This window comes from Haladaptatus sp. CMAA 1909 (genome assembly GCF_043952005.1).
Classification (GTDB): Archaea; Halobacteriota; Halobacteria; order Halobacteriales; family Haladaptataceae; genus Haladaptatus.
In genome coordinates this window covers 60,932-73,001 of the sequence record NZ_JBIOAV010000003.1, presented here as the reverse complement: position 1 = coordinate 73,001, position 12,070 = coordinate 60,932, and the positions used below count along the sequence as shown (strand labels likewise).

9 protein-coding genes are annotated in these 12,070 nt (G+C 51.1%); 3 read left to right on the top strand and 6 right to left on the bottom strand.

The genetic code is table 11. The features are described from left to right. Positions 1-148: 148 nt before the first annotated feature. The 5 genes from ACGYLY_RS22345 to ACGYLY_RS22325 all read right to left on the bottom strand — a co-directional run bounded on the left by ACGYLY_RS22345 (position 149) and on the right by ACGYLY_RS22325 (position 5,119). Positions 149-541 carry an OsmC family protein gene (locus ACGYLY_RS22345; protein ID WP_395284992.1) on the bottom strand — a complete coding sequence of 131 codons (393 nt, stop codon included), beginning with the start codon at positions 539-541 and terminating at the stop codon, positions 149-151. Between the two features lie 81 nt (positions 542-622). Continuing rightward, complete coding sequence (locus tag ACGYLY_RS22340; protein WP_395284991.1) at positions 623-1,441, bottom strand: GNAT family N-acetyltransferase; 819 nt, start codon at positions 1,439-1,441, stop codon at positions 623-625. Positions 1,442-2,284: 843 nt separating this feature from the next. Next, positions 2,285-3,172 carry a hypothetical protein gene (locus ACGYLY_RS22335; RefSeq protein ID WP_395284990.1) on the bottom strand — a complete coding sequence of 296 codons (888 nt, stop codon included), beginning with the start codon at positions 3,170-3,172 and terminating at the stop codon, positions 2,285-2,287. Continuing rightward, entirely contained in the window at positions 3,165-3,623 is a 459-nt protein-coding gene (locus tag ACGYLY_RS22330; RefSeq protein WP_395284989.1) for a hypothetical protein, read from the bottom strand. Before ACGYLY_RS22330 ends, ACGYLY_RS22335 begins: the two co-directional genes overlap by 8 nt. 2 nt (positions 3,624-3,625) lie before the next feature. After that, positions 3,626-5,119, bottom strand: a complete 1,494-nt coding sequence (locus ACGYLY_RS22325) for a DUF58 domain-containing protein (RefSeq protein ID WP_395284988.1) — start codon at positions 5,117-5,119, stop codon at positions 3,626-3,628. Between the two features lie 857 nt (positions 5,120-5,976). Between ACGYLY_RS22325 and ACGYLY_RS22320 the strand changes: the two genes are divergently transcribed. Both ACGYLY_RS22320 and ACGYLY_RS22315 read left to right on the top strand, forming a co-directional pair. Further along, entirely contained in the window at positions 5,977-6,822 is an 846-nt protein-coding gene (locus ACGYLY_RS22320) for a mechanosensitive ion channel family protein (RefSeq protein ID WP_395284986.1), read from the top strand. Between the two features lie 1,376 nt (positions 6,823-8,198). Beyond that, on the top strand, positions 8,199-9,317 hold the full coding sequence (locus ACGYLY_RS22315; protein ID WP_395284985.1) for a mechanosensitive ion channel family protein: 1,119 nt from the start codon (positions 8,199-8,201) through the stop codon (positions 9,315-9,317). A 768-nt stretch (positions 9,318-10,085) separates the two neighbouring features. On the opposite strand, the gene ACGYLY_RS22310 is transcribed toward ACGYLY_RS22315, so the two are convergent. Next, the gene (locus ACGYLY_RS22310) at positions 10,086-11,699 is read right to left on the bottom strand and encodes a PQQ-binding-like beta-propeller repeat protein (protein ID WP_395284984.1); all 1,614 of its coding nucleotides are present in this window, start codon (positions 11,697-11,699) and stop codon (positions 10,086-10,088) included. A gap of 209 nt (positions 11,700-11,908) precedes the next feature. Here ACGYLY_RS22310 and ACGYLY_RS22305 point away from each other — a divergent pair, with 209 nt between their 5' ends. Further along, complete coding sequence (locus ACGYLY_RS22305; RefSeq protein WP_395284983.1) at positions 11,909-12,031, top strand: zinc ribbon domain-containing protein; 123 nt, start codon at positions 11,909-11,911, stop codon at positions 12,029-12,031. The last annotated feature ends 39 nt before the right edge of the window (positions 12,032-12,070 follow it).

Below are 12,070 nucleotides of genomic sequence, written 5' to 3'. Positions count from 1 at the left end.
CTACACTCTACTCAACGACCATTAACTATTATGATCGATCATGGACGTATCATTATGGAAATTTGAATCGTCTCTGAAAACTTATTCGCCTCCTGATGAGCGGTCGACGGATACGACCGCCACCGATTTTCGGTCCCCTTCTCCGTTCTCAGAAGGCGTCACCGTGGATGCCGACGTCCGCGTGGAGTTCCTCCCGAACGGCGTCGTGGACGTGGCAGAGGTCGTTCGCGCGACTCACGGCGGCATCTAGCGTCTCGTCGCTCTCGTCGGCTTCCACGCCGATCGTGAACCGAATCGCTTCGAGGTCGTGTTCGTCGTCGCGGTCCGCTTCCGCGTCTATTTCGATACGACCGAGATCGTCGGCATCCCGTTGCTGTGCCCCGATTCGAAGGGCCACCGTGTAGCAGGCGGCGTAGCTCGCGAGCAGGGTTTCGGTCGGACTCGGATCGGTTTCGGTGTCCGTGTCGATTGTGAGCTCGCTGCCGTCGATTTCGGAAACGGTTCTGAACCCTTCCGTCGAAGTCGTCGTGCTTTCGAGCATCGTCCGTTCCACGGTCAGCACCCATGTAGGGGTTATCGTTGCCCAGTACGGGCGACCATCCTCCCAGACGTGGAACCCCGTTCAGAGATACGAATCGTCGTACGACTCGGCTGACTTCGGCGTGTGAACGTTTCCGCACTCGGCGCATTCGATGTGGTCTTGGGCGTCACGCGCCGTTTCGAGTGATCCGCAGTTGCCACAGAAGTAGCCGAACCGTTCGGTGAACTCCTCGTCGGTGTAGGTGACAAAGAACGGGCTTTCGGTTCCCGATTTCGCTTCCGCCACGTTCAGGTATACCGTCTCTCCGTCGTCGGTGGTGGCAATCAGCGTCCCGTCGCGAGTTTCCGTGTTCTCAAGGGCTACCTCCGTCGGTTCGAGTTCCTCCTCCGACTCGTCGTCCACTGCCTCTCGTTCGCTCGCATCGAGGGTGTACAGATCCTCGACGAACGATTCGCCGTCGTACTCAACCTGCTGACTTCCCGCTTTCGCGACGTCGAAATCGTCGAGAAATTCCGCACCTTCCCTGTCCGCATCGAGGATTTTCACGTAGATTCGCTCCGCGCCGTCCTCGCGTAACTTCTCCACCGTCGTTTCGAGCAACTCCTTTCCGACCCCTTTCCCACGGTGTTCGGGGTCTTCGAGTATCCATCGTATTTCACCTGTGTCACCGTCGAGACGTCCCTCGATAACCCCCACGAGCGTCTCGAACTCCTCGTCTTCGAGCGCGAACACGTAGCCGTCGGAGCGTGATACCATGTCGTCGAGTCGTTCGTCTGAGAACTCCTCGTCAACCACATTCTCAATCTGTTGTGGACTTAGGGAGTACGAGGCGGTCATCGCGCTCCGTGCCAACTCGTGGATTCGCTCCATATCGTTCGACGTCGATTCGTGGAGTTTCATACTCCAAGTTTCTTCTTGAATCGGATAAACTCACGCCAGAACGGTTACGGTGTTGAGGATATGCTTGACTTTTTTCACTGTTAGTGACCTTCGGATGGGGTCGTTTCGGATCCAACCATTGGACTAAATATCTCTTTTATTATGATCTCAGAAAACCACGAAAAAAGATTTGCAACCTCAGCGAGTGACATCCTCCCCGTGGTAAACGACGGGGCTTCCCCACACAGGAGGAAACCCGACCCGGTGCCGAGCAGGTTTCAGGACCATCTCTTTCGGCGTCAAAGGCGCGGGTTTCAGCGCATCTCGTACTCCCGTGCAAGTGCCGGGAGCCGACGCAGCCCTTGATATTAGGCACGTCACGGTGTGTACTACGCGTTTGGGTTTCGTCCATGCAACTGACGGTAGTTGCGTCACAAAGCCTACGCGATTCACGCCCGCCGTAAACGGCGGGATTCTCTCACTGTTTAAAGAAATGCGAACGACTACCGCCTACAACCACGATGTCACGGCCAAAACCAGATATCCGAAGAAGAGTCGAACGGTGTATTACCCACCATAGCATTCAGGGTTTGTGCGTAAGAATTCTCACCACAAGTAACGATAGGATAAACGTTGACTCGTTTCAGCGAACGACCAATGTGATGACACGATGACTGGATCGAAACGAATGCCTCAACAGGAAGTCGGCTACAGCGATCGGCGATGCCGCAATTGTGGTTCTTTCGTTACGTCAGACTTCACTCGCGTCTTTGGAAACAATGACGATGAAGTGTTCGGCTGTTTTGAGTGTTTGACTGCAACGGCGATCAAAAACGGGGCAGCACGCATCGAACAATCTCCTTCTCACTCTTCGTCAACAAGCGAACAAGTAACGAGATAATCGGTTCGGTCGTCGCCGCTTGCGCTGCTTTCGAGTGTAATCGGTTGATTAGTTCCACGCACCAATCCAACGGCTACGAACGAAGAAACGGGGTGGTCAAATCGGTCTACAGCACCATATCGGCTCCCGGTAATGGCGATGGTGATGCGTCCCTCTTCTGGATCCACATCAGGTGTTGCACTTTCGACGAGTTCAAATCCTTCGACGAGTGCATCTGCAAGTTGGTCTGCAAGTTCAGGCAGTTGGGATGCAGTATCACCGACCATAGACTCGAATTCGGCGAATAGTCCTGCCCCTGTGGGGGAGACGATCACTCCTCGTTGACGCTCATCGTCTGTCACGACGAATAGTGTGTTCATATCGTCTTTCTCGGGAAGGTCGTAGTTGCGATGCTGGGGGACGAACAACCGTACGCCCGCATCCCCCCTCGCTGTATTTCCAGTCGGAAGATACACCGTCGTGTCGGTTAAGCCCAGTGTCTCCACAAGTTCGATACCAGTTGCAGCGTGGGCAGCGTACGTCTGTTCGCCAACCGATGCTGAAACGAACTGTTCTGGAGTGAGGAAATACGTGAGTACACCGGCGAACAATCCAGTGCCGGCTAACGCGAGGAGGACGGTTTGTGCGGTGGGAAATAACAGAGCTCCCATCCCAGCGAGGACACCGAGTCCAGCCATTCCGAGCGCGGTTCGTCGGTAACTGGTTCGTCGAGCACGGCGATATTCGTCGCGTAACCGTTTGTTTTCTTCCGTGAGGAGTTCGATTCTGGCAGTAAGGTCAGCGACTGATTCAGCATCCGATTCCGCTTGGTTACCTTGTTCTGGAATAGGTGAAACAGATTGTTTACTCATGAGTACTCTCCTCTACGAGTCCGAGTGCGACGCGTTCGTATCGGTGCAGCCCATACGAGACGATAGCGAAAACGAAGACGACAACAGCGATTGCAACCCAAAGTTGATTACTCCACTGAAGACTTTTTAGTGCCCCCACGCCGAATAGGACGGCCATAGCGCTTGTGACGGTAACACGCCAGCGTGGTCGATCGACCGTTAGTAACGGTCCGACGAGTACAGCAAGGAGGCCGACTTCCAATAGGATGAGGTATTCTGCGGTGATGCTATCAGCGAAAACAGCAACAACGAGTTGTCCAAATGCGACGCTGTACAATGTGGGTACAGTGTACCACACCAGTAGGAATATTACTCCGGCTAGAATACCTGGTGGCCCAGTGGCGACGGCACACAGGATCCCAATGAAGAGCGCTCCGATGCCACCGAGCCAAGTTGCGGTCTCCTCTTGCATCGTTATTGCCCCCGAAGGGCCGTTTTTCTCGTTCGTTGGGCATCAGTGAGAATTGCTTCGATTCGATCGCTTGGACCGACTTCGAACGCAGTTACACCATCGATTTGAGTGAGATCACGGCGGAACTGTTCGAAATCGACGTACTCTTCATATGCTGTTTCGACATTTCCGATTTCACCTTGTTCGAACAACACCGTCGGTGCGAGGAATACGAGGATCTGTTGGGAGTGGCGACGTGCTGCTCTGACTGCTTCTCGAACCTCCATTCGATGTGTATCGTCCGTGAGGATCACAGTCACGAGGGGACCCTGGATTCCTCGGAGATACGTTCGAGTTGCCTTGTAAAGCGGGTCGTCTTGAATTCGTTGTACATACCGTTCAGAGTTTGTCACATAGGGGAAAAGGGTTCTCCCGAACGGCGAGCCGTCTTCGCGGAGGCGACTCGCCATTTCTCGTGCTTGGTGGGGGGTTTGAGTTTTCTCTGTTCCCCTCTTTGCTGTCGTCTGTGTCGGAGATACGGTGTCTCTGGATGTTCTTCTGTCCTCCGGTGTGTGTGGGGCAAGATCATGAAGCTCCGTCTCTAGGTTGATGTAGTGGCGGGTGCTTGCAGCCGGTTGCCGGACGGTAGTCACACCACCATCTTCAACGGTATAGAGCGAAATTGGCTCTCCATTCATCTTTGCGTTATCAACATAGGCGAGTGCGACCTGTCGAAGATAATCAAGTTTCGTTTCTCCTGTTATCCCGGTTGCCATCGCCGACCGATTATCAACGACGAGCGCGGTCGAAAGGTCTGTTTCGGCGTCGAATTCACGGACATGGGGTTGTCTCATTCGCGCAGTGGCCTTCCAGTCAATTTGTCGAACCGTATCTCCTGGCACGTACCGTCTGATCTCTCCTGGGTCTAGGCCGGCGCCTTTTTGACCAGTTTCGTGTTCACCAAACACAGTGGACATCCCTTTGCCAGCCATGCCGACGTGAAGTGACCGTGGACGTCGCGGTCTAACAGTTACACTTGTGCTATTCCCTGCTGGAACTGTCGAGCGAAACATCCCTGTCTGGTCAGTGAGCGTCACGTTTGGTGGCGAACACTCGAATTTTCCGGCTACTGGCCAGCGAAGTGAAAACGTTGTCGTCTCTTCTGTATCCCCTGTGTCAAGACGAAGCTGTTGAAGTTCCGGGTCACGGACAGTTGCAGTCACTGGCGGCTGTGCTTCAACGATCATCGAAAGCCCGGTCGATTCCGGAAGCGCTGCATGGACGGCGATCGATAGTTCCTCGTCAGTACTCACCCGATCGCGTGATACGGATTGGGTTACGGTGAGGTTGTCCGTCGTTGACAGCATGTCTCGCATGAAGCGATATTGCTGAACAACCAGTGACGCGCCGATTCCAGCCGCTCCGACGAGGAGCAATGGTTGGTCGAGAAGCCATGCACTGGCTGCAAGCAGACAGACGAGTACCACCCCGGCTTCGTATCGCCGCGTCCCCTCCATACTATTGCCAGCAATCCCCACCTAATTTAATGTACTGTATTACCTGTCGATCAGAACCTGTCGTACCTGTTCTACTGATTTGATTTATCTTTGTCCGTTTCGTCGGTCAAGGGGACTTCAAATCTCTGGCGTAAATGAACGGTTAACGGTTCGATGATATCGAAATCGGGATAAGAACGCTGTTTGGCGGGTTCACGATCGAGCTCTTCGTGACTCGGCGATATGGTACTCTCCGGAGTACAATCGCTACTTCCGACATATTCCGACGGCGTTTCTCGAACTTGAGGGGAGTTTCTCGTCGTGATGATACGGGCGACAAAGCGAGATGATCGTGAAGTGACGGCAGATCTAATTCGAATACACAGCCGAACCACATCGTTAGAATCGGTGGCTTTCAGCCTCTCAATTGCTCAAAAGACCCCGGTTCTGATATTCGACAGGCGCTTGAAATGGACGATAAAACCGCTCATTAGGGCAGTACTGAATGCAGTCCTTTCACACCGAACGGAAATGGCTGATGAACAGACAGAAATACAACAACGATCACTCACCCGCGATGAAACTGCTCGCTATGTTCGCTTCGTTCGTGAACAGATATTCAGTCGATATGAGCGAATGGAAGCGATAGAAGTGCCAGCCGATGAATCGTTCTTAAACTCGATTACGAAGCGACCTGCCACAGTCGAACTGATCGAGGACATTTCGAAAGCAGACAATAGCACACAATACGAAATCCGAGTGCGGTGGAACGACAACAGTGACGAGAATGAGGACTAATCTGGGAAAACGTTCATAAAACAGCTCTTCGATTTTCGACTTGAATTATGATACTGAATTTTGTGCTGAATGGGGTTTCAATGACCCCACTACAAACGGGTAATACACTCACAACCACATCTATTGTCAGCAATTACGTGATTCCCACCGTACTGTTTCTCGTGACACTCGTTGTTGTCTATCTGATTGGGCGGAGTGTCCTCATTCCATTACTTACACGAGTACTGAAAGAACAAGGTCATGATCCAGCTGTTCGAAGTCTGGCCGAGAATGTGGCTGGCGTTCTCGTTTGGGTACTCGCTATTGCCCTTGCGTTCACGGTTGCTGGCTTCGGTGGCGTCATTGCTGCATTCGGTGTGTTCGCCGGTGCTATCGTACTTGCTATTGGGTTCGCCGCACAGGAATTCCTTGGTAACTTTGTTGCTGGGATTTTCATTCTCAAAGACCGACCGTTCACGGTTGGTGATTGGATTGAATGGAGTGACGGTGAGGGACAGGTCGAGGATATCGACTTGCGTGTGACACGAGTGCGAACGTTCGATAACGAGCTAATTACCGTTCCGAATGGTGACTTAGCGAATGATGCGGTAAAGAATCCGGTTGCTTACGATAAGCTCCGGCAAAAATTTGTCTTTGGAATCGGCTACGACGACGATATCGATCACGCGAAAGATGTGATTCTTGACGAGGCACAACAACACAATGAAATTCTCGCAGACCCAGCACCGGATATTCGGGTGACTGAACTCGCTGACTCATATGTCGGATTGCAAACTCGCTTTTGGATCGGTGAGCCTGGCCGAGGAAACTTCACACGAATTCGGTCAGAGTTAGTACAAGCAGTGAAAGAACGGCTTGATGCTGAGGCAATCGACATGCCCTATCCGGTTCGAACGCTTGAAGGGTCGATTGATATCACAGAATAGCACGCTTCGTCGACGATGCTTTTTGGAGTGAAGAAGTGGACTGCTCACTACCATTTGAATTCGTCTTGTCTTCATGGTGACCAAAACAAGTGCTGAAGCTACAGGAAAGACGGAGCCAACCTACTCAACACTCCTCTGGTAGGTGCCAGAGACGTTGGTTGTGTTTGGGAGTCGGTGGACGTCTCAACATTTTCACGGATGATAACAACCGAGGTGTCGATGTTTGTCCGGTGCTTGATTCGTCGACGAAGTGCATCTGCAGCCCGGTCATTGTTCGTTGCTACCCAAAGAACAACTTGATCGGGATGGCGCGAGAATAGGTTTGTCCGATACTCGATATCTATTGACAACACAGTGAGTCCACTTTCTTCGGCAGTTGTACCAACTGTTGATTCGAATTTGGCGTTCCGCTGGAGATCGACCGATGTGACCACCAAAAAGGATGAGAGTACAAGAATCCCGATGGTGAGTACCGCAATTCGTTTGAGTGTGGTACGCCGGACGAGATTTTCTTCGAACCAGTGATCAGGCCGATAGCCACGTATCCAAAGCACGGCTAAGCTGGCGAAGTTGATCGAGAGAATGTTGACCAACACGAGAATTCCAGCACTAACGACAAGCACGGAATCACTATAGGCGATTCCGAGGCCGACTGCAGCAGCGGGTGGAATGAGATAACAGCATCATAGTCTCGATCAGATATCTCGGCGATGAGAGTAAAATCAAGATCCCGCTGTTCAAGAATCCGGCAGACAATATCCTGCTTGTCCTGCGGAATCGTCAATTGAATCAATCGCATTCGTGCACCAACGACTTTCGACAGTATCTGTATAGAACTATGCTTTTGAACTCTTTAACGAGAAAGTTTGAGTTGATCATCCAACTAGCAGTGGATAGTTTGTTCGATACCTCGTTCAGCCCTATCTGCACCCCGGCCTGCGTCGGAAACCACCGATTCGGCTTGTCTTTATCCTCTCCACTAGGAGTGGCTAAAGCCTCTCGCCGGCAGTCGCGTTCTTAATTGCAGCTATGTGTTTGCAAACGGAATTTAGATAAACATTGTGCAAGGATATACCAGTCAATAACCATCATGATACCTGTTTCCCACAGCTATCACCACAGGACGATGAATTTATTCGAAGTCAACGACCGTCTGCTCATCGACGACTGGTCCACAGTGAACGTACTACGCGGCTTGACTGTGGGCCACTTTCGCTGTATTTTGTGTAGACGGAATCTATTTTCGGTACACTCTTGTGACATCGCTGTCTTCAAATGTGACGCATGACGTGCGTCGTACAGCAATTACATGTTCAAACCTGGATATCCTGCTGTGAGAGTGCCTTCCAACACAAGTCCACAAGAGATGAGTATCGATGATCTTCGCATCACCTCTTCAGTGGGTTCTCAATCAATTCCCTGGTTCTGAGGGCCAGTTTTTCCTCTCGCTCATTGTCGGTATCGGGCTCATCCTTTGTGAGTGGATACTTTGGAGACTGTCGCGGGTTGCAAAGCGTGACTATCCATTTCGCCTCGTAAATATTGGGCTCCTCATCGCGAGTTTGATTCTCATTGGTGTCAGTGGCAGTCTGTTCGTCATCATCTGGGAACAAACACAACAAGCGACAGATGGTGTAAAAGCACTCGGCTCAGTCAGAAAGACCGGATTTCAGATCGTGCTGACACTCGGTGTATGTATAGCAGCGTATGTTAGTGCTGGAATGGTCGATCGGGTCATTGACCGACTCTTACAACAGACCGAAGAGATTACACGCCACCAGGGAAAGGTCGTCTCCCGATTGTCTATTATCGGTGTTTATCTCGTTGGTTTTGTCGCTATATTAGGTGTCTGGAAAATAAACCTCCAAGGGTTATTTGTGGGTGCTGGACTGCTTGGTGCTGCAATTGGATTAGCAGCGAATGAAACGCTTGGGTCACTGCTAGCTGGCTTTCAACTCATGTTCTCCCGGCCGTTCGAGATCGGCGATTGGGTACAGATTGGCGAGCATGAGGGGATCGTGACTGACATCACGATTTTCACGACGCGTATTGAGACGTTCGAGGGGAAATATGTCATGCTCCCAAACGACTTTGTGAGTAGTAGTACAATCATCAATATCGGGCGGAAGGGACGACTTCGACTCAATGTTGAAGTTGGAGTAGACTACCAAGCAGATCCTGATCATGCGACAGAAATTGCAAAAGAAGCAATGAAGAGTGTCGATGATATCCTAACGGTACCCAGTCCTGACGTGGTGTTAAAACAACTGGGTGATTCTGCAGTACTGCTTGAGCTCCGTTTCTGGATCGAGAAACCAAGTAGTCGTCGGAAATGGCGAGCAGTGACTGCCGTGGTACGTGCAGTCAAACTCGCCTATGATCGAGAGGGAATCAAAATTCCATATCCACAACAAGAGGTGTCGGCTCGGAAAGAAGCCGGTGGGTTTCGGGTGGTCGATGGCGAATCAACGATTACAATTCCCGAACAAGATTGAGCAAGTTAATCGAGATTGTCCAATTTGTGGCAAAGCGTATCTCCTCTATATCAGAAAGCAGGCATTCTGAAACACCGAGGTGCTGATATTACGCCAGAGAGTACTAGCTACATGTCACGCGAGTTTATTTGAAGTGCACTATTGATCTGGTATGGCCACTGCAGCACCTGATCCGGTGTTGTCTGACAGTGCTCAGCCGTTCTCAAAGGAAACCTGATGTCTTTATTTCGAACAGTAGCACAAAGCATTTACCGATCCACAATAAGTTACAGCTTGCAGTGTGTTCGCGGATAACCCCTGAATAGGTCTTCAACGTGGGTCTGGTGCCATCACTCCTGATCCACTATCACCCCTACCCAAACCCTCCTTCCTGTTCGAACGCGTGCCATTACCTGGTTGAGCAAAAACGATTGTTGTGTTATCTCAATACCTAAATAGAAGTATTTTACCTCGAAACCACAGCAATATGGTATGATCGATTCTATCTCTATCACGTTTCTGCGTTGATTGTCTAGGTTGTGCTAAGAGTTTCTGCCTTGCTTGTTGTGAGTACTGGCAAGCAAAATTCTCGACAGTTGCTGTGGGCTATCTTTCTTCGAGGAGAGAATTCCGCCGTTTACCCCGGGGCGGATGTCACTGATGACTGTAGTCTGATAGTTGCGGCGTTCCATGGGTGAAGGAATTATCGAGGTACCTACGAACAGTGACATCCTCCCGCGCCTGAAGACGCGGGCCTCCCACGCCCAACGTGAAAATTCGACTTACTGATTACTCTGAATTTTCGAGTCGTGATCGAAGATACGCGCCGACCCCAGCAAGTCCACCAATTGTGGTGAGTACTCCAAAACCTGGCTGTCCATCGGAGTTCGTAGTACTCGTACTAGTCGATTGAATTGTTGACTCTCCCGTAGCCGTTTTGTCTGTGCTTGTGGTCGTCGTTTTAGACATCGTCGATTGTCCAGTAGTGGATGCAGAAGTGGTTGTGACCTCTGAATTCGTTCCGGTGGTAGTCGTTTCTTGAACCGTTGTTGTTTTGGTTTTCGTTGCTGTCTCTGTCCCTGTCGTTGACTCGGTTGTTGTATGGGTCGTCGTTTCTGTTTGAGTCGAGGATTCAGTTGTTGTTGTTGTCTTCGATCCGGAACCAAGGACGTGGAAGTCTGCATATTCTGTGTACATCCAATCGAGGGTCGACATCATTGGATACGTCGTAACGAATGCCCGTCCATCAGAAATCACGGGTGATCGAGCGGTAGGGCCATATTCATCAAAGTCCCAACTGCCGAATGAGTAGTCCCACTTCTGCTCTCCGGATAGTGGGTCAAGAGCAACGATTAGTGCGTCTCCATCATCCTGTTCTGGGGTTGTTCGCCCAGGAACATAGAGTGTCTCACCACCAACTGATGGCGCGGAAGATAGTTCCGCACTGATGTCTGTTCTCCATGCTTCCTCGCCCGACTTTGCGTCGACTGCCCGGATCGAATTTCCAACTCCGAAAAACACGTGTCCGTGAGCGACTGTCAGTCGGGACCCCCACCATTCATCTTTAAATCCAAGTGGATATTCCCACTGAACTGTCCCATCGCTCGTCGACCTCGCTTTTACCACCGGCTCGTTGTCGTCTTTATTCCCAATGCCATACACAAGGTTATCAACGGCTGTTTGTATTGTGTCTTCATCGGCAGAGACATCCCAAAGAACAGAGCCGTCGTTGGCTTGAAGTGCGACCCCATCTGCAGTGAGGATAATCCCATCAATATAACACGCAGTTCCATCAACTCCGTCGGTTGTCCAGATACTGTCGCCGGTCGAGGGATCTAGTTGCGCAATACTTCCAGAGATATCAACATAGAGCCGACCGTCCGCGACGAGTGCATTCGATAGACCGGCCGATGCAGATTTGTGCCACTTCTGTTCACCGCTGTTGCTATCAAGTGCAAAGAATCCAGACGCTTCGGCATCCTCAGAACCGCCGGTGTTGAAAAAGACCGTGTCTCCACTGATTGTCGGCGTCCCTGGACGGGAGATTCCATCGTGTTTCCAGACTGTGGTCTTTTGCTCTAGGTCAAAGGCAGCTACATAGCCCTTGCTGACTGACGGCGTATGTGCGGTTGTTACAGCCAAATACACGGTTCCATTATCGACAACCGGTTCTGCGGTGTGCATTCCACCGTTCATATCAAATGACCATTCGGTAGTGACATTTGATCCCGGACCAGGGTCGGTGGTTGCGCCAGTTCGTCCCGGGTTTCCGCGAGGCATCGTCCATGTACCGCTATAGCCGTCAGCAGCTTTTGTGGGTGAAGTGAACTGTGATCCAACCGCAAGTGTTGTGCCAAGAACGCCAGCTGTTTTTAAGAATCCTCGCCGAGTTTTCGATTTCATACCGAGTCCTTTTCCTCAAATATGTATAAGTTTTGTGTGAGTATCCAAGATCTTGATTACGAGACATTTCTATCGGAAGGGGGACATTAAATCAATAATAGCGACGAAGTCCAAAGAAATGGAGAAAGCCTTTGTTGGGTGCGTAATGATCTGAATACGAGCGCCACAAATGTACTGCCGAGGAGTACTGAATCCGAGTTGAAGAAGCGTTGGAAGCATGGACTTCTCAGACATGTTCGGCGTGCAGATCAACTGATCGGATGATCCGAGAGGGCGATTCGCTCACCTGCCCATGCGGATTCGACGGTCACGCTGACTTCACCGCGTCCTAGACGTTCCTGAGACAGCAAGACGAAGACTACGAACCAAGG

Coding starts and splice junctions, on each gene's coding strand:
- ACGYLY_RS22345 (WP_395284992.1), bottom strand. CDS start 541: ATGCTCGAAAGCACGACGACTTCGACGGAAGGGTTCAGAACCGTTTCC.
- ACGYLY_RS22330 (WP_395284989.1), bottom strand. CDS start 3,623: ATGCAAGAGGAGACCGCAACTTGGCTCGGTGGCATCGGAGCGCTCTTC.
- ACGYLY_RS22340 (WP_395284991.1), bottom strand. CDS start 1,441: ATGAAACTCCACGAATCGACGTCGAACGATATGGAGCGAATCCACGAG.
- ACGYLY_RS22335 (WP_395284990.1), bottom strand. CDS start 3,172: ATGAGTAAACAATCTGTTTCACCTATTCCAGAACAAGGTAACCAAGCG.
- ACGYLY_RS22315 (WP_395284985.1), top strand. CDS start 8,199: ATGATCTTCGCATCACCTCTTCAGTGGGTTCTCAATCAATTCCCTGGT.
- ACGYLY_RS22310 (WP_395284984.1), bottom strand. CDS start 11,699: ATGAAATCGAAAACTCGGCGAGGATTCTTAAAAACAGCTGGCGTTCTT.
- ACGYLY_RS22325 (WP_395284988.1), bottom strand. CDS start 5,119: ATGGAGGGGACGCGGCGATACGAAGCCGGGGTGGTACTCGTCTGTCTG.
- ACGYLY_RS22320 (WP_395284986.1), top strand. CDS start 5,977: ATGACCCCACTACAAACGGGTAATACACTCACAACCACATCTATTGTC.